Origin of the sequence: Anaerosalibacter sp. Marseille-P3206 (genome assembly GCF_900155565.1) — a bacterium.
In the GTDB taxonomy this organism is placed as follows: domain Bacteria; phylum Bacillota; class Clostridia; order Tissierellales; family Sporanaerobacteraceae; genus FUHM01.
The window spans coordinates 233336-251828 of record NZ_FUHM01000002.1 but is presented as its reverse complement, the minus strand read 5'-3'; the positions used below and the strand labels follow the sequence as shown (position 1 = coordinate 251828).

General features: G+C 27.4%; 23 protein-coding genes. All 23 read left to right on the top strand.

All coding sequences use genetic code 11. From position 1 onward, the window contains the following. Nucleotides 1-44: 44 nt before the first annotated feature. The 23 genes from BQ9840_RS02510 to spoIIIAF all read left to right on the top strand — a co-directional run bounded on the left by BQ9840_RS02510 (nucleotide 45) and on the right by spoIIIAF (nucleotide 18492). Nucleotides 45-800 (top strand): prepilin peptidase, encoded by a 756-nt coding sequence (locus BQ9840_RS02510; RefSeq protein WP_077367729.1) that lies wholly within the window; start codon nucleotides 45-47, stop codon nucleotides 798-800. 24 nt (nucleotides 801-824) lie between these two features. Beyond that, nucleotides 825-2204, top strand: coding sequence for a type II secretion system protein (locus BQ9840_RS02505; protein ID WP_077367727.1), 1380 nt, complete (start codon nucleotides 825-827; stop codon nucleotides 2202-2204). Nucleotides 2205-2210: 6 nt separating this feature from the next. Beyond that, the gene (locus BQ9840_RS02500) at nucleotides 2211-2831 is read left to right on the top strand and encodes a PulJ/GspJ family protein (protein ID WP_077367725.1); all 621 of its coding nucleotides are present in this window, start codon (nucleotides 2211-2213) and stop codon (nucleotides 2829-2831) included. Between the two features lie 10 nt (nucleotides 2832-2841). Further along, complete coding sequence (locus tag BQ9840_RS02495) at nucleotides 2842-4461, top strand: pilus assembly PilX N-terminal domain-containing protein (RefSeq protein WP_077367723.1); 1620 nt, start codon at nucleotides 2842-2844, stop codon at nucleotides 4459-4461. Nucleotides 4462-4464: 3 nt separating this feature from the next. After that, nucleotides 4465-5559, top strand: coding sequence for a pilus assembly protein PilM (gene pilM, locus BQ9840_RS02490; protein ID WP_077367722.1), 1095 nt, complete (start codon nucleotides 4465-4467; stop codon nucleotides 5557-5559). Further along, complete coding sequence (locus BQ9840_RS02485) at nucleotides 5556-6176, top strand: PilN domain-containing protein (protein ID WP_077367720.1); 621 nt, start codon at nucleotides 5556-5558, stop codon at nucleotides 6174-6176. Before pilM ends, BQ9840_RS02485 begins: the two co-directional genes overlap by 4 nt. Further along, nucleotides 6103-7539 carry a LysM peptidoglycan-binding domain-containing protein gene (locus BQ9840_RS02480; protein ID WP_077367718.1) on the top strand — a complete coding sequence of 479 codons (1437 nt, stop codon included), beginning with the start codon at nucleotides 6103-6105 and terminating at the stop codon, nucleotides 7537-7539. Before BQ9840_RS02485 ends, BQ9840_RS02480 begins: the two co-directional genes overlap by 74 nt. 17 nt (nucleotides 7540-7556) lie before the next feature. Further along, nucleotides 7557-9554 (top strand): S-layer homology domain-containing protein, encoded by a 1998-nt coding sequence (locus BQ9840_RS02475; RefSeq protein ID WP_077367716.1) that lies wholly within the window; start codon nucleotides 7557-7559, stop codon nucleotides 9552-9554. Between the two features lie 57 nt (nucleotides 9555-9611). Continuing rightward, complete coding sequence (locus tag BQ9840_RS02470) at nucleotides 9612-10094, top strand: prepilin-type N-terminal cleavage/methylation domain-containing protein (RefSeq protein ID WP_077367714.1); 483 nt, start codon at nucleotides 9612-9614, stop codon at nucleotides 10092-10094. Continuing rightward, nucleotides 10087-10524: a hypothetical protein gene (locus BQ9840_RS02465; RefSeq protein WP_077367712.1), complete on the top strand. Its 438-nt coding sequence runs from the start codon at nucleotides 10087-10089 to the stop codon at nucleotides 10522-10524. The genes BQ9840_RS02470 and BQ9840_RS02465 overlap by 8 nt, the downstream gene beginning before the upstream one ends. Further along, nucleotides 10481-11086, top strand: coding sequence for a PilW family protein (locus BQ9840_RS02460; RefSeq protein WP_077367710.1), 606 nt, complete (start codon nucleotides 10481-10483; stop codon nucleotides 11084-11086). The genes BQ9840_RS02465 and BQ9840_RS02460 overlap by 44 nt, the downstream gene beginning before the upstream one ends. A 14-nt stretch (nucleotides 11087-11100) precedes the next feature. Continuing rightward, on the top strand, nucleotides 11101-12117 hold the full coding sequence (locus tag BQ9840_RS02455) for a hypothetical protein (RefSeq protein WP_143254307.1): 1017 nt from the start codon (nucleotides 11101-11103) through the stop codon (nucleotides 12115-12117). A 34-nt stretch (nucleotides 12118-12151) separates the two neighbouring features. Next, nucleotides 12152-12427: a late competence development ComFB family protein gene (locus BQ9840_RS02450; protein WP_200804852.1), complete on the top strand. Its 276-nt coding sequence runs from the start codon at nucleotides 12152-12154 to the stop codon at nucleotides 12425-12427. Between the two features lies 1 nt (nucleotide 12428). After that, complete coding sequence (locus BQ9840_RS02445; protein WP_077367706.1) at nucleotides 12429-12959, top strand: shikimate kinase; 531 nt, start codon at nucleotides 12429-12431, stop codon at nucleotides 12957-12959. Nucleotides 12960-13007: 48 nt separating this feature from the next. Then, a complete protein-coding gene (gene aroQ, locus BQ9840_RS02440; protein ID WP_077367704.1) occupies nucleotides 13008-13451 on the top strand; it encodes a type II 3-dehydroquinate dehydratase in 444 nt (147 codons plus the stop codon). Between the two features lie 15 nt (nucleotides 13452-13466). Beyond that, nucleotides 13467-14024, top strand: a complete 558-nt coding sequence (gene efp, locus BQ9840_RS02435) for an elongation factor P (RefSeq protein ID WP_077367702.1) — start codon at nucleotides 13467-13469, stop codon at nucleotides 14022-14024. A 33-nt stretch (nucleotides 14025-14057) separates the two neighbouring features. After that, complete coding sequence (locus tag BQ9840_RS02430) at nucleotides 14058-14405, top strand: CD1247 N-terminal domain-containing protein (protein WP_077367700.1); 348 nt, start codon at nucleotides 14058-14060, stop codon at nucleotides 14403-14405. Nucleotides 14406-14519: 114 nt separating this feature from the next. After that, on the top strand, nucleotides 14520-15497 hold the full coding sequence (gene spoIIIAA / locus BQ9840_RS02425; protein WP_077367698.1) for a stage III sporulation protein AA: 978 nt from the start codon (nucleotides 14520-14522) through the stop codon (nucleotides 15495-15497). A gap of 13 nt (nucleotides 15498-15510) precedes the next feature. Further along, the gene (spoIIIAB, locus tag BQ9840_RS02420) at nucleotides 15511-16035 is read left to right on the top strand and encodes a stage III sporulation protein SpoIIIAB (RefSeq protein WP_077370075.1); all 525 of its coding nucleotides are present in this window, start codon (nucleotides 15511-15513) and stop codon (nucleotides 16033-16035) included. A gap of 13 nt (nucleotides 16036-16048) precedes the next feature. Then, nucleotides 16049-16246, top strand: coding sequence for a stage III sporulation protein AC (gene spoIIIAC, locus BQ9840_RS02415; protein WP_077367696.1), 198 nt, complete (start codon nucleotides 16049-16051; stop codon nucleotides 16244-16246). 23 nt (nucleotides 16247-16269) lie between these two features. Continuing rightward, complete coding sequence (spoIIIAD, locus tag BQ9840_RS02410) at nucleotides 16270-16656, top strand: stage III sporulation protein AD (protein WP_077367694.1); 387 nt, start codon at nucleotides 16270-16272, stop codon at nucleotides 16654-16656. A 13-nt stretch (nucleotides 16657-16669) separates the two neighbouring features. Beyond that, nucleotides 16670-17845, top strand: a complete 1176-nt coding sequence (spoIIIAE, locus tag BQ9840_RS02405) for a stage III sporulation protein AE (RefSeq protein ID WP_077367692.1) — start codon at nucleotides 16670-16672, stop codon at nucleotides 17843-17845. A 14-nt stretch (nucleotides 17846-17859) separates the two neighbouring features. Then, on the top strand, nucleotides 17860-18492 hold the full coding sequence (spoIIIAF, locus tag BQ9840_RS02400; RefSeq protein WP_077367690.1) for a stage III sporulation protein AF: 633 nt from the start codon (nucleotides 17860-17862) through the stop codon (nucleotides 18490-18492). Nucleotide 18493 lies beyond the last annotated feature (1 nt).

Below are 18493 nucleotides of genomic sequence, written 5' to 3'. Positions count from 1 at the left end.
ACTTAACAGATCCCACTTGAATTATATAACAAAGGAGGCTACATATGTCTATACTCATATTCATAATAGGCACAATCATAGGTTCATTTTTAAACGTATGTATATATAGAATACCAAGGAAAAAGTCTGTAGTTTTTCCATCTTCACATTGTACAAGCTGTGGTACTCCTTTAAAGTGGTACAATTTGATACCTATATTTAGTTATATTTATCAAAGGGCAAAATGTAGCTACTGTGGGGAGAAAATCTCCCTACAGTATCCTACTGTTGAATTATTAAATGGTTTCATATATTTATTGCTATATTATTCTTTTGGACTTAGTATAGATTTTATATTTTATTCGATTATTTTCAGTATTTTATTAGTTATAAGTTTCATAGATTTTAAGTTTCAAATCATTCCAGATTCACTTAATATACTCATACTTATTTTTGCTATTATATTTAAAATACTTCAATATACATTGTATGATATATCTCCAAACATTTTCAATAGTATACTAGGACTAATTATTTCAGGTGGACTATTTTTACTCATAGCTATATTATCAAAAGGTGGAATGGGTGGGGGAGATATAAAACTCATTGGTGTACTTGGATTTATTTTAGGTATTAAATTTTCATTATTAAACATATTTTTATCATTCATTCTTGGTGCAATAATATCAATATTTTTATTATTATTCAAAATAAAGGGAAGAAAAGACCCCATCCCCTTTGGACCATTTATATGTATAGCTTTTATGATAGTTACAATATGTGGAGAGAATATTATATTTTGGTATTTAAATAATATTTAGTATTTTAATATGGAGGAGTTTTAATTGAAATTAAAATACAACAACAAAAGAGGAATGACATTAGTTGAAGTTATAGTAGCTATTGCTCTCATAGGGATAATATCCATATCATTATTACCTATGTTTGTGCTATCTACTAGATCAAATAAGAGAAATGAAGTAAAAATGAATGCAATGAATATAGCATATAGTCAAATGGAATGGATAAAGGGGTTAAAATATGATGATATTGGTTGTAGTCCTAATGGAATAATTGAAGAAAATAAGTATATGAACAAAAGTGAGACAATACAATTAAACGGCATAGAATATACCATAAATACAAATGTAACATGGCAAAAAGCTACATCACTTCTTCAGGGGGAAATAGGAGAGGCTACAAAGAAAGTAGAGGTTACAGTATATTTAAAAAACAACAATGATGAATGTGCTGCACTAGATACATTAATTACATATGAGCATGAAGGAGAGCCTCAAAAACCAGGTAATGTATATGTATATGTATTTATGAAAAACAATGATAATCCAGTACCTGGTTTAAACATAAAACTAGAAAATTCTAATAAAAAAAGACTTACCGATAGGGAAGGACTAGCTACCTTTGGAGATTTGGGAGATGGTGAATATACAATTATTCCAGAAGCAAAAGACGATATAATGTTTGAGCCAACAGAAGTAATAGATAACAATTATTTTACAAGTACAATAGTAAGTATAAAAAAAGATAGCAGAGAAGAAAAATTCTATGGGGAATATCCAGTATTTCTAAATATCAATGAAAATTTTCAAGATATATATATTTGGTTACAGCCAGATGAAAATTCAATAACACCACCTGATAATATACTTCCTGAAGAGATAGATGATTATATGAAAATTACAAAGCCTTTAACTAGTATTAACAATACCAAATTATGGTGGAAATGGGAATATAAATATGAGGTTTATCAACAGAATACTGATAACAAATATTTTTTACTTGATAAAGAATCTAATGAATTATGGGATGGTTCTTTTGAAGAGCCTAGAGATGAAAATAATGTTAAGGTGGTTAATCTTGGCTTGGGTCTAAATCCTGAAACTGAAGTGGAAATATTAAACTTGAATGGGGATAGACAAATTGTTATGGGATTAGAATTTTCAGCACCAGTAAAATTGATAGGTGAACTTCAGTTTAGTATTAATGATGGTCCAATAGAAAATGAATATGAAATCCAGAACATTTATAATGATGGTTATTCTAAAAAAATTATCATTAAATTTAGTGATGAAGCAAATAATCTAATAATAGATGATAATAGTACAATAGAAATTAAAAATCCTGAGGTGTTGGTGGACAAGTACGGTATAAAACTTGCAAAAAGTTTAAATAAATCATCTTTAAAAATTATAAATAGGGAGTAGTTAGACTTGAAAAGACTACTTAGAAACAATAAAGGGATAACCCTTGTAGAATTATTAATTACAATTTCATTGATAGGAGTAGTTTTATTGATTATCTATAATATGTTTTTCATTTCAACAAAGAATTATTATAACATATCTAATGATGTTGAAATAAATAGAGAGGTTCGTATTTTTTTAGTTACTATTCAAAAAGAGATAAGTCAAGCTAGAAAAGCTAATGACTTATATATTGATGGGAAAAAAGCAAAGGGAAAAGCAGGACCAATATTTATGGAAGATGGAAAGTTTAGTATATATGTAGATTTAAACAATGATGGCAAACCAGAATTAGTACAGTATTATTTGAAAGATGGTAATTTAGTTAGAAGACAATCTGCAACTACTGATTTAGCATATCCCTATGAAAACTTTAAAGATTTCACTTATCCTAAAGTAGTATTGAGAAATTTAGATGAAGGACAAAAATTAGAGGATATATTTGATAATATAAAATTCATAGAAAAAGAATCTAATAATTGGCAGGAATATGAAGAAACAAGAAAAAGTGTGAATCTAAATTTTATGATAAAAAATAAAGTTTATAAACATTATCTTTTTACAAAAAGTAAAGTTGAGTTTGAGTAGGTGAGAGAATATGAAAAACAATTATAAAAACGAGAAAGGTATAGTACTTCCTATTGTAGTTATTGTTTTTTCAATTATGCTTATTCTAGGTTTTTCCATGATAAATACAACTGATAATGAAACAAAACTAAATAAAAGAGATGAAGAATCAAAAAAAGCATTACAATATGCTGAAGCAGGATACAATGCATATCTTTGGCATTTAAATGATGATGTGAACTTTTACAGTATTGATACTGATAAATTAGATGAAGATACAAGAGCACTTGTAAATGGAGAAGATATAGAATTTAGAGATGGCTTTTATAAAGTAAATGCTGAAAAGCCATCAGATACAGATAGATATGTGAAAATTACTTCTACTGGTTGGACTAAAACAGATCCATCCAATAAGCGAACTGTGGTTGCTAAAATAAGAAAAAAACAATTTGTCCATCAAGTTTATGTTAGTGATAGTGATGGATCTAATATTTGGTGGACAACAGGAGACGAATGTCATGGACCTTATCATACTAATGGTACCTTAAGGGTTCAAAAAAACCCCCAATTTTTTGATACTGTCACATATTCAAGTGGTATTGACGATAATAAGATAAAAGGTGATAAAAAATATGTATATAAAGCAGGGGATCCTAAAGAAGTTGAAAAATTAGAATTTCCAATGAACAATGAGGATTTAAAAGAGTGGGCTGCAAAAGATAATATGGTTTTTCAAGGGAGAACATGTATATATTTAGATGGGGATAAAGTTGAAATCAGAAATGGTAATTCAGAAAAAGTAATGTTGTATAGTATATCTAATGATATAAAAAATGGTGTTATCTATGTTGAAGGAAAAGAAGAAAAAAGTGAATATAGAAATTTTTATGAAAAGTTTGATTTGAATTATGGCAATGTCTTTATATCTGGTACTTTAAAGGGCAGGTTGACAATAGCTGCAAAAAACAATATATATATTACAGCAAGTGATCCTACAATATGGGATGTACCGAGTCAATACACAGCTAAAGGTATTGAATACTATGGTACCAAATTTAATGGTAAAAAAGATAGTACTGGAACAGGGGATGAAGAAATGTCAGCTTTGGACAGAGAAAAAGGAATTTATACTAGATATGCTATGCGAAATGGGGAAACAGGAGCTGATGGTAAAGATATGTTAGGATTAGTTGCAAACAATGATATTATGGTGATGCATTATGGATGGTTTAAGTATAAAAATGAAAATGATCCTAATGATGAACCTTTTCTTTACCATTGGAAGAAGGAATACTATTTTTTTGGGCACAGATGGGTTAAAGTACCTTACAAAATTAATGTAGCTCCCGAAAACATTACAATACATGCAGCAGTATTTGCAGTTAATGGAGGATTTGGATTTGAGCAATATAGAAGTGGAGTTAAAAAGGGAAATATAACGTTATGGGGAAACATAACACAAAGGGAAAGAAAAGAAGTGGGGACATTTGACATAAATAGTGGAAACAATAGAACTGGTTACAAAAAAAGATATGCTCATGACCCACGAATGTTCTATGATTATCCACCTCACATACTTGAACCAACTAATGTTGGTTGGGAAGTTATAGAGTGGAAAGAAATAAATATAAATGAGGAGGTGGAAGATTAAACTATGAATATAAAAATGCCAATTATGAAATTGCCAACTTTAATACCAAAAAAAATAGTTTCCATTGACATAGGTTCTTATGAAACGAAAATAATTGAAGCAAAATTAACCAACAACGGAATAGTTATAGACAAGCATTTTTCTTTTTTTACTCCAGAAGGTTCCTATGAAAATGGCTATATAGTAGACAAAGAGCTTTTATACTATATCCTTAAGGAAGAACTAAAGAAAAACAAGGTAACATCAGATATTGGATACATTAGCATTAAGAGTTCTGCAATTATTACCAGAGAAGTAGTACTTCCAGCTGTTGGTGATGATGAAATTGAAGGTATATTGAGGTTTCAAATAGATGAGTATTTACCTGTTGATCCTAAGGATTATGTAGTGCAACATAGAACTATTGGCAAAATTGAAGAGGATGGAATTGCTAAACTTAATGTACTATTGATTGCTATTCCTAAGGAAATTGTGGAAAGTCATTTTAAGTTACTAAAGGATTTAGAATTGAAGCCCTCCGTATTAGACTTTCAATCTAATGGAGTTGCTAAGCTTTTAAATTATAATTTTCTTATAAACGGAAGATATAAAACTGAAGATAGTACAATTGCTGCTATTGACTTAGGATTTTATAATACAAATGTCACTATTGCAAAAAATGGTTTTATACAAGTGAGTCGTACTGTCGATGGTGGTGGAGATGATTTAGACAAAAATATTCTAAATTTCTTTGAATATAGTAAAACACAAATAGAAGAAAAGAAAAAAAGCATTGATAACATCAATAGAATTGAAGAGGATTATACAGAAGATAACAGATTTCTTAACATTGCAAAGACTAGTATTAAAGGAATTATGGACAAAACCGATACAATATTTAGATATTACAACTCAAGGGAAAAAGGCAATGATATCCAGATGATATTATTATATGGAGGATTATCTAATATCAATGGTATAGATAACCTTTTTTCAAATTATTACAATATCACTACAGTAAAAATAGACAAGCTAGATAAAATATTTTTAAGTGAAGATTTAAATAAATATATAAATTGCATTGGTTCATTAATAAGAATAGAGGAGCAAAGAAAATGAAAGATTTAAACTTTTTTGAACCCTATATAGAGAAAAAAGAATTTCATATAAATAAGGAAATTGTATTATTGTCATTAGGGGCAATATTTGTCTTTATTATTGTAGTTTTTAGTATTTCAAATCAAATAAAAATTAGTAGATTAAATAAAAGTGTTTCCAATTTAAAGGCTGAAGTTGAAGATGAAGAAAAAATGAAAAAACTAGAAGTTTTAAAGTCACAAGAAGATGATATTAATTATTTAAAAGAAAAGGTGGAAAATTTAAAAAGAGTAGATGAGTATATTACAGAAAATGATATTATAAATGAGTTTCTTCTTCAAACTATTACATCTAGAACCCCAGAAAATATTTTTTTGAATTCAGTTGATATAGATACTAGTTCTATATCAATTCAAGGAACTTCAAGAGATAAGTATTCTATAGCTGAATTCGAATATAGTTTAAAAGACACTGAAGGTTTTCTTGAAACCTTTATTTCAAATATATATTTAGATAATAGTTATTATAATTTTTCTTTAAATATTAAGTTTAGGGGTGACGAGAATGATTACGGAGACCAAATTGAAACAGAAGAAGAAGTTCAATCTGAAGAATCAAATAAAACTGACGAAGAATGAGAAGATTCTTTTGATTTTATTAGCAGTAATAATAATGTTTTGGTTGTTTAATAGATTTATTTTTTTACCTCAGAGAGATAAAATAAATAGTCTTGAAGAAAAGAAAATTTATTATGAGGAAGAGAAGATTAGAATAGATGCTATATTAGCTAACGAAAGTAGTATTCATGAAGATTATCTTAATTTAAATAGACAAAAAGACAAATTATTATTAGAGTATTTTCCTAAAATAGATCAAGCACAAATAATTTATTTGTTAAATGATATTATTGATAGTTCTAATTTAAAAATACTTAATTTAGATTTTAGTGAACCACAGATAGAAGACATTTTAGGAATTCCTATGAAAACTATGGATATTACACTGCCATATGAAGGTAAATATGATGAGTTAATAGATTTTTTAAGTAAGTTGAGAACTAGTCCTAGAAAGCTTTTAGTAACAAATTTAATAATGGATTACAATGACAAAAATGATAGTATTCTAGGTCAAATACGAATTAAAGTACATAGTTTAGAGGGAATATTTGATGATGAAGGGGACGTTGTTGCTATAGATACAGTCATTAATATTGAAAAACAAAATCCTTTTGCTCCATTTGAAGAATATGCAGAAAAAGTTGAAGATGAATCATTAGATAATAATACAAATAATATTAATGGATATTCTGAGGATTTAAATTCTGTATCTGAAGAAACAATTAAAGGTCAATTGATTGAAGGATTTGAATCTGGAAAAACATATTTTATGCCTTCCAGCTTAAATGTAAAAGGCAATATTTCAAGAGCTACAAAATCTAAAGAAGGAAAATATTCTTTAAGATTTGAATACAATATTTTAGCTGTAGAAGAAGAAAATAGAGCGTATGTTGATATAAAAGAAAAAAATATAGCGATTAAGTATCCACCAGATAGCATTGGACTTTGGATTTATTCTTATGATTATTCACCTATCACAATAGGATTAAGATTTATAGATCAAATGGGTGAAATATATGATGCAGAGGCTTCGAAGGGAATCAATTGGCAAGGATGGAGATATATAGAGGCAAAACCACCTGCTGATATTTCTGTATACCCAATTAAAATTGATAAACTTTATTTAGAACTTAGTGAAGGTAGAGAAGATTTTGGTGTAATACTTTTAGATGGATTGCAATGTGTATATCCTCAAAATGAAACCGATAGTGATAATACAAAAGTTAACTATTCTTTTTATATTGTAAAACAAGGAGATACTCTTGAATCTATAGCTATAAAACACTATGGAAAATCATCAAAGAAAAAATTGATTATGGATCAAAATTATATATCAGGAAATAAGGATTTAAAACCTGGAAAGATATTAGTTGTACCGAGATAAAGAAAGAGGTGAAAATAATGAAAAAGATTAGTGCTTTTATTATTTTAATTATAAGTATATTATTAACTTCAGTTCCCATATTTGCTGATAAAAATATTGATAAATTATTAGATGAAGTTTTTGAATACGGATATAACATAGGCAAAACAGAAGGTTATTTAGATAAAAATAGAGATTATCCTATAAATATTAATAAAATAGATACTGTAACAGTAGAGAAAAAGTATGAAGAATATAATAAAGATAACGAGATAAAGCTAAAGATATTAAATAGCTATAAAGCTGGTTATGTAAAGGGTTATATAGAAGGGTATTATTTAGAAGTACTGCCTGATAATAAGGAAGGGAAAAAGGAAGAATCAAATTATGGAGAAGCTTTTGGCTTAATATTAGGTGAAGTATATGGAAGAAGAGATTTTTACAAAGGGAATAAAAATAATTGGTCTAAAGCAAAGCCAACTGATAAAACAATAATTAGTATTTTTAATTTAAGTATAGAGACATCTAGTTATAGGAATGAATTTTTGAATGCTTTTAAACATTCATTTCAAAAATCTTATGAAGAATCCTATAGAAAAGCTAATTTTGAACCAAAAAAAATTTCCTACGAGGATGGATTAAAAGATGGTGAAGTCTTTGGAAAATTATTTGGAGAAAATGATGGCAGAAAAGATTATTTTGAAGGGAAAATTAGTAATTGGGAAAGAAATTTTCCTACTGAAGTAAAATTGCGAAGTGAATTCGGGTTAAATAGTGATTATAATAAATATGAGGATGGTTTTTTTACAGGATTCAAAAAAGCATACGAAGAATCGTATAAAAAAGGCTTTCGGGAAGGGAATAAAGAATTAAATTTAATTAAAAGTGAAAATGGTTTTAATGATGGGAATGATGTTGGTTTAAATAGAGGAAATAATTTTGCGGAAATAGACTATTATTTAAGAAAGAGTGCTGATATTTCCAGACATTATCTTTCAAATTCCCAAATAATAAATGATTATAATTTATACTTAGATAATAATAGATATAAGGATGGGTTTATTACCGGTTTTAGGGATGGTTTTGCTGAAGGATATATTAAGAGATTCCAAGAATTAAACAAAGAAGTAGCTATAAAAAAAGAAGAGTCATTTTTAGTACCGTCAAGTGGTGGCGAGTTTGAGTTTCGAGATAATGAACTTAAAGTTAATGTACTAAGTGGCACATATTATGATGAGATAATTGTTAAAATTAGCAGTTTAAACGATGATAAATATAGAAGTACTACTAAAAATATAAAAAGGATATCTGAAATTTTTAACATTTCAATTCATAATAAGATAAAAGAATATAATAAAGAAAATTTAATTGAACTTTCCTTTGAATACCATGGACCTGATAATGGAGGAATATATAAATTTGTAAATGGAGAATGGCTTTATATGCCAAGTATAATTGAAGAAGGGGTAATTAAAACCTTTGTTGTACCAGGTTCAATAAAAGAAGAGGGTTCTGATTATGCAGTATTTATAGATAAAAGCGCACATAAGATTCATGATATAAGAGGTCATTGGGCGAAAGATGAAATAAATACTTATTTAAGAAGAAAACATATTTCTGCTTATAAAGATAATACTTTCAAGCCTAATAGTTATATGACAAAAGGGCAATTACTAATGGTGTTAAATAAAGTATACAAATGGGATTTACCAGAGGATGTATCTAGCGTTAAAAAATATAAAGATTATAATCAATTTAAAAATTATCAAAAGGTTGTTCAATATAGTTTAAACAATGGATACATTAAAGCTGATAATAAGAATAAATTGAATTTAGATTCACCTATTACTTATAAAGAAGTTGAAGCTCTTATGAGGAAGGTAACTAAGAGTAACAATTTTAAGTGGAGCAATACATCAAATAAAATACTATATAAAAAAGGTGTTAGATGCAAAAGTTTCAATAGTTATAATAACAAAATTACTAGATCCGAAGCAATATATATGTTATATTTATTAAATGAATGGAAAAATTAACAAATAAAAAGAAGGAAAAACGAAATTTATGTAGAATTTAATCTAGGGATGATATAAATGGATAAAAAGGGTATGACATTTATTGAGTTGATTACTGTAATTGCCATAATGTCTATAATTTTTTTAATTGCATTACCAAAAACTACTATTGCTTTAAATTTTAAAGAAAGAAAAGATTTAATGGAGCTTAAGAGAGATATATTATATGCAAGAAATATGTCAATAATGGATGTAAAGCGTTATAGCTTAGAAGTATACCCGAAAAAAGGATATTATTATATTAACAAACATGACAATGAAAAACAAATAAGTCGAATAAAGAAGAAGGTATTTGAAAGCAATTTAAAAATAATTTTTGTTAATTTTAATGGTTCTAACAATAATGAGTTTGGACAATTACTCTTTAGCATAACTGGAGCGCCTAGTATGGGAGGAAATATACAGTTGAAAAACAGTAAGTGTCAAAATATTAAGTTGACAATAGAAGTAGCTACAGGCAAGGTAAATACTTATATTGATGGAGAAAAACAGGATGAATAAATCAGGTCACTTATTAATTGAGACATTATTAGGATTAGCAATATTAGCTTTGATTACTGTTACTTTTCTACCTATATTTACTTATACCAATTATAATTTTTATTTACTTAAGGCTAAAAATGATATGAAGTATTATGGTGAAACAATTATGGAGAGATTTAAAGCGTTTGATTATTTTAATGATAGTGAAGAGTATGTATTAGACATGTCTATGGTAGATATTATTGATATGTTCAATGAAGAAGATTATGTAGATATATCACTTCCTATCTCAGGAGATAGTGAATTTGATTATTGTGTAAAAATAGAAAAGAAAAATAGATGTGAGAAGCTATGGGATGTTGAGATTACAATTATATCAAAAAATAATTCTGAGAGGCTAAAAAATGTGTGCTTTAAGTCGTTATTACAAAAACCGTATAAGCAATAATGGTTTCACATTAATTGAATTATTAGTGGGAATATCTATTTGTTCAATATTAATTGTATCTTTTTATTCAGTATATAGTTATTGCATAAATTCTAGCCGAATATCAGAAGAAAAAGAAGATAGAATACTTAATGGAAGGTACGCAATTGAATATATTAAAAATGAAATAAAATCGGCAGATGAAATAATATCTATAGAAAAAATTGAAAATTATAATAAAAAATATAGTAAAAATTTTGGATTTGTAATAAAGAAAAAAATTGAGATTGGAACTGATAAAAAAGGTGTTATTGAAAGGGAATATGAAAATAAATACATTATTTATTATATTAATGAGAATTATCTTAGAAGAGATGTAGCAACAAAGAAAACGGAAAATTTGCCTTATCAGAGTGAATTTGAAGGAAATAATACAATTGTGGGAAATATAAAATCTATTGATAAATCATATACAGATTTTGATAGGAAAATAATAGTTATTAGTTTGATTTTTAATGGAGAGTGGAGTGAAGAATTAGAGTTTAATACGGAAATAGGCATTAGAGCACCAATTAACAATTAATCGAGGTGTTTATATTGAGAAACCAAAGGGGTTCCGTTATTGTCTTTTCATTGATTCTAGGCAGTGTAATTATGACATTAGCTACATATTTACTTTATTCTTCAACATTGGATAATAAAATAATGAATACAAGCATTAAAAAGGTTCAGGCTTCTTACAGTGCTGAGGACAAAATAAATCTTTGTTTTGGAGACAAGAAATATTTTGATGATGATTTAATACCTAGATTAAAACATTATATAAAATATAAAAGGTTTAGCAATCATATTAATAAAAATAAAATTGTATTAGATAAAAAGGATTTAGAAACGTGGGATTCTTTGAATATTTTAGATTTAGAAATATTTAGGGAAAATGGAATTTTAAAAGGATCTATCAAGGCCAATAGTTGTTATCAAAATGTTAATAAAACTGCTATCGCTGTATTCAATGTAATCAATCCTATATACAATGTAAGTTCGCCTATTATATCAAGTAGCAAAATTGATGATAGTGAGTTCTTTAATGATTTTAGTGATTTAACATTATCAGATTTCGAAAACAAAGCTGAAATTATAGAAGTCAAAAATTATGATATGGTAAATCTATATGTAACAGACAAAAGTACTAATAAAGTTAAAATTGAATTTTATAGATACGGACAAGATAAACCTTCACAGATCAAATATTTAACAAAAAATGAAATGTTTCTAGTAATAAAAAATGATGATGTAAACAATTGCTCATTATCAATTTTTCAAGAAGGTAATGAGTTAGATAAAATGTTAATGGGGATAATATATGTCCAAGGAGATTTAAATTTCTATGATAATATTAACTTTAATGGTATAATAGGCGTTGATGGTGGTAAATTAAATGTATATTCAGAAGCAAAACCTAAAATCAATGGTCTTTTAATATTGAATGAATGTAAAGAAGAAGATAGTATAGAAGAAAAAATAACTCTTACTAAGGATAGATTCTTCTTAGAATACTACGGTATATTTCTACCAAATTTTATCAAACCTGAAATTTATGTGATTAAGCAATAATAGTGATAGTGACAAAAATAAGAAGGTGATTATTTTGGGCTTAAAAAACTTAATGGAAGACGAAGTTATGTACACTGTTAATAAATTATTAAGTGATAGAAAAGATATGTGCACTTGTGACAAATGTAAGTTAGATATTGCAGCAATTGTTTTAAATGTTTTGCCACCGAGATATGTTGTTACAGAGAAAGGTAAACTATATGGAAAAGTTGAAAATATGAGTTACCAATTCGATGTTGACGTTATTACAGAAGTAACAAAAGCTATAAATATAGTTAAAAATTCACCACATCATAATAAGCAAGAATAAAATGAAAAATATAGTGTTAATAGGTCCTAGCGGAATAGGTAAAACTACAATAGGAGTACATATTTCTAAAAAATATGGTTTTAAACATATTGATACTGATAATTTAATTAAAAGTACTTATAATATTAGTATAAGTGAAATATTTGAAAAATATGGAGAAGGATATTTTAGAAAACTGGAGAGTAATGTCGTTAAAGGTATTTCAAGTAGCAAAAGCATCGTTATATCTACTGGTGGTGGAGTTGTTTTAAATAAAGAGAATATTGTAAATTTGAGAACTAATGGAATTATATTTTTGTTATTCGGTAATATAGAAACTATAATTAATAATTTAAAGAATTCAAGTGATAAAAGACCTTTGATTGGAAATAATAAAGACTGTTTTGAAAATGTAAAAAGTATGTATTTAGAGAGAAAAGAATTGTACATATCTAGTTCAGACTATATTATTAACGTAGATTGTAAAGGAATAAATGAAATAGCTGATGAAATAATATTTTATTATAAGAAACATTTATCTTGTAGTAATTAAAAAGGATTGTTATAATTGAATTGATATAAAGGATAAAAGGAGCAAAAAATGAAGGTACTTGTTATTCATGGTCCAAATTTAAACATATTAGGCTATAGGAATGAAAAATATTATGGTAGCAAAACCCTAGAAGAAGTAAATAATATGATTGAATCAAAAGCCAAAGAGTTAAATGTTCAGGTAGAAATATTTCAGTCAAATTATGAAGGAGATATAATATCAAAGTTACAGTACACATTACAGACAAACTATTCAGGAGTTATTATCAATCCTGGAGGATATAGCCATTATAGTATAGCTATTAGGGATGCTGTTGAATCAGTACAAATTCCTGTTATAGAAGTTCATCTTTCTAATATTTATGAGAGAGAACAATTTCGTAACAAATCTATTATTGCTCCAGTTTGTACAGGACAAATAACTGGATTTGGGCCATTTAGTTACATTTTAGCATTAGAGGCAATAGTGCTATTACAAAGAAATTTCATATAGTAGGAGGTTTTTTAAATGATTTCAGCAAGTGATTTTAGAAAAGGTGTAACATTTGAAATGGATGGAGATGTATATCAAATTGTAGATTTTCAACATGTTAAACCAGGTAAAGGAGCAGCTTTTGTTAGAACAAAGATAAAAAGTGTTATGACAGGAGCTAGTAAAGAGATTGCATTTAACCCAAATGATAAGTTTCCAAAGGCACATATTGAAACTAGAGAAATGCAATACTTATATAATGATGGTGAATTATATTATTTCATGGACAATGAAACTTTTGAACAATTACCACTAGTAAAAGAAGATGTAGAAGAAGCAATAATCTACATAAAAGAAAATGATGTTGCAATTATAAGATTTTATCAAGGGAAACCATTTGAGGTTGTTCCACCAAATTTTGTTGAGTTAGTTGTAACTCATACTGAACCAGGTGTTAAAGGTGATACAGCTACAGGAGCAACAAAGCCAGCTACACTTGAAACTGGTGCAATAATCAATGTGCCATTGTTTGTTAATGAAGGAGATAAATTGAAAATTGATACCAGAACTGGTGAGTATTTATCTAGAGTTTAGGGAATAATTAAATAAAATATTAGGAGGGATAATATGGATTATTTATACCAAAAAGTTTCATATCTACAAGGATTAGCTGAAGGTTTAGAAATTGATGAATCATCAAAGGAAGGCAAATTACTTCTATACATGATTGATGCATTGGAAGACTTTGCTGATGCAATTGATGATTTAAATGAAAAAATTGACGATGTAGATGAATATGTTGACTTCATGGATGAGGATTTAGCTGATGTTGAAGAAGAAGTTTTTGGATTTTTAGATGATGAAGATGATTATCTATATGAAGATGATTTTTTTGATGAAGATTATGATTCAATGGATATTGAATGTCCTGAATGCAATTGTGGTTCAGATGATTTTATTGGTGATGAAGAATAAAATTGAATTGATTATAAAACCTGAAACAGTGATGTTTCAGGTTTTATTTTTTTTGAAAAAATAAGCATATAATTTTTATGTGGACATACTTATATATAAAAGGAGGGACAGGTTATGGAAAAATGTAATTCAATGGTATTTGATAAATTGTTAGAATATTTGGTTCCAGATATAAGTAATATATTATATAAAATTTCAGACAAAAAAAAAGATGCGATAGAGGAAATAAGACTAAAAAATAATATGCCAATTATAATTTGTTGTAATGGATTTGATTATTTTGTATCAGAAACAGGGCAATTCATAAAGGATTATAAGGAATCTGTATATATAACAAAAGAACAGCTACAAAAGACATTTCAAATTATTAGCAATTACTCTGTATATGCTTTTGAAGAAGAAATTAAAAGTGGATTTATAACATTAAAAGGAGGACATCGAGTAGGATTAGCTGGTAAGGTTGTTTATGGTCCTAATGGCATAGAAACTATTAAAAATATATCTTCATTAAATCTAAGAATTGCTCATGAGATAACTGGTGTTTCTAATAATATTATGAAATACATTTTAAAACAGCCTAACACAATTTATAACACTTTAATAATCTCACCTCCTCAATGCGGAAAGACAACACTTTTAAGGGATATAGTTAGAAATATTAGTGATGGTATGCCTAGGTATGGTTTTAATGGATTAAAAGTAGGTTTAGTAGATGAACGTTCTGAGATAGCTGGGGTTTATAATGGTATTCCTCAAAACAATGTGGGCTTAAGAACAGATATATTAGACGGATGTCTTAAAAGTGATGGAATCATTATTTTAATACGTGCTATGTCACCTGATGTTATTGCTACTGATGAGCTAGGTAGTGTAGAGGATATTGTATCTATACATGAAGCTTTAAAAACTGGAGTAAAACTTATTTCAACAGTTCATGGTGATGATTTGGAAGATGTATTTACAAAGAAAAATTTAGATCAAATAATTAAAGAAAAAATTTTTAGAAGAATTATTATTTTAGATAATTCAAAAGGTGTTGGTACTATAAGAGATATTTTAGATGGTTATACTTTTAGGTCTATTTTCCATTGAAAGAGGGTTAAACATGACAACTTTAAAAATATTTGGTAGTTTGTTAATCATATTATCTTCTAGTTTAATGGGTTACATGTATGGCATACGTTATAGGGATAGAGTTAATAATCTAGTTTTATTAGAAAACTGTATTAAATTATTAGAAACAGAAATTATATATGCTGCCAATCCCTTGCCAGAAGCTTTAATGAACGTATATAGAAAAGGAAATCAAAAGGTTTCATATGTTTTTGAAAGGATAGCAGATGAACTTGTAGTTAATAAATCAGGAACTGTTTATGAATGTTTTGAGTCTGTAGTCAATATATCGAGGGATGAACTATGTTTCAAAGATGAGGATATAGAATTATTTTTAACGCTTGGTAGGACTATTGGCACTTCTGATAGATTTGATCAAGAAAAAAACTTCAAACTAATTCTTACACAAATAAAGACTTTAGAAGTTGAGGCTCAATTATCAAAGGAGAAAAATGAAAAGCTGTATAAAAGTTTAGGGATATTATCAGGTTTAGCTATAGTCATTATCTTATTGTAAGGGAGAGGTAAAAATGAATATAGACTTATTATTTAAAATTGCAAGCATTGGAATATTGACAGCAGTACTTCATACAGTATTGGCTAAGTCAGGTAAAGAAGAGTTTGGTTTTATTGCAACTCTATTTGGGGTTGTAATAGTTTTAGGTGTGGTTTTAAAGTATATAAGCGAATTATTTGAAACTATAAAAACATTGTTCCGGCTTTATTAATACAGTAGATTGGAAGTGATACAGTGGAAGTAATTAAGATAATTGGTATAGGAATAGTGGCTACAGTGATCATTCTTCTTTTAAAAGAGAACAAGCCTGAATTTGCCATATTGGTTAGTATTGCTACTAGTATAGTTATTTTTTATATAATCATTGATAAATTAGTACTTGTTGTAGATGTTATTACTGATATAGCTAAAAAAGCCAATGTTGATTTTATTTATTATACTATTATTTTAAAAATAATAGGTATTGCATACTTAGTTGAATTTGGATCGCAAATATCAAGGGATGCAGGAGAAGAGTCTATTGCTTCTAAAATTGAATTAGGAGGTAAGGTTACAATAATGGTTTTAGCGATACCTATTTTAGTATCTCTTATGGATTTGATTTTAAATATTATACCTTAGGGTGGATATAATTATGAAAGAAAAAATTGGACTTATTATTATAATTTTATTATTTGTTTTACCAGTTGAAGTTTATGGAGATAGTTCAACTGAAGATAGGGATAACTATGATTTTATAATAGAACAGTATGATATGTTGAATATAGATGAAATTGAGAATGCTATACTCAATATTGATACAACAGAAAAAAACTTTCCAAAGTTTAGTATAAAAGAATATATACTTGCTTCATTAAGGGGAGAAAATATTATCGATAGTAAAGCAATATTTAAGGGTATAGGGAAAATTTTTTTAAGAGAAGTCTATGAAAATGTTCCAATACTAATACAAATTTTTTCTATAACAATTATTTGTGCAATTTTAACTAATATCCAGACTTCCTTTGAGAGTACTACAGTAAGCCAGCTTGCATACTATATTTCATATTTACTTATTATTACATTAGTTATTAAAAGTTTTAATACAGTTATGGAATTAAGTAAATACACAATAGACAGTATGGTGAAATTTATGGAGTTAATTTTACCTACATTGCTAACACTTTTGGTTGCAGTTGGTGGACTTAATTCCAGTACATTTTTCCACCCTATGGTTTTAGGTTCGGTAAATATTATAGGTATTTTAATCAAAGATTTGATACTTCCTATGATTTTCTTTTCTTTTATCATTGGAATTATCAGTAGAGTATCTGAAAGAATTCAGTTTTCAAAGCTAGCAGGACTTATAAGACAAGTAATAGTTACATTACTAGGGGGGTTCCTTACAATATTTATTGGAATCATGTCAATATATGGTGTAGTTTCTACAGTTGATGGAGTTACAGCAAGAACAGCTAAATTTGCAGTAGATAGATTTATACCTATTGTAGGTAAGTTTTTATCAGATGCTATGGATACGGTTGTCGGATGTTCTCTTATACTTAAAAATGCAGTTGGTGGATTAGGTTTATTTGCATTATTGTTTATATGTATTGCTCCAATTATCAAAATAGTAGCATTAATATTTATGTATAAATTGATAATAGCAGTAACTCAGCCAATTTCTAGTTTAAGAGTTTGTGAAAGTTTAGAAGAAGTAAATAAATCACTATTGCTTGTTCTTGCAAGTTTGTTATCTGTGTCTATGTTATTGTTTATTACAATTACAATCATTGTGCAAGCTGGTAATGTAACTATGATGTTAAGGTAGGTGAATGGTATATTATGGTAAATAGTTTCTTGAAAGAATGGCTCATTCAAATAGTGTCTACATTTATATTTGTATCACTTCTAGAAATAGTTCTACCCAATGGTCAGATGAAAAAATATATAGATATGATTATTGGATTATTAATAATAATAGTAATAATAAATCCATTCATAAAATTTATATTTAAAGATATAGATATAGAAAGAAATATTTTTACTTCTTCAGAAAAAATGGTAGGTGAGTATCAGGTTGACAAAGAAATGTTAAATCTACAACAAGAGCAAATGAAAAATGCCTATGTAATGAAACTTCAGGAAGATGTAAAAAACTTGGTGGAAGAAAAAACCGATTTTATGGTTTTAAGAACTTATGTAGAAATAAAAGATGATATAGAAAGTGAAGATTTTGGAACAGTGGAAAAGGTACAGTTAGAAATAGATAAAAAAAATATATCTTCAAATAAAGATAATCAAGTAGTAAATATTGAGGATGTTGAAGTTGTAAATGTCAAATGTGGTAAAAGTAAATCTATAAAAGAGGATGAATTTGAAAAAAGTAGTGAAATAAAAAAGATCATAAGCGAGAAATATAGTTTATCAGAAGATAATATTTTGATTTCATTAAATAGAGAAACGGAAGGTGAATAAT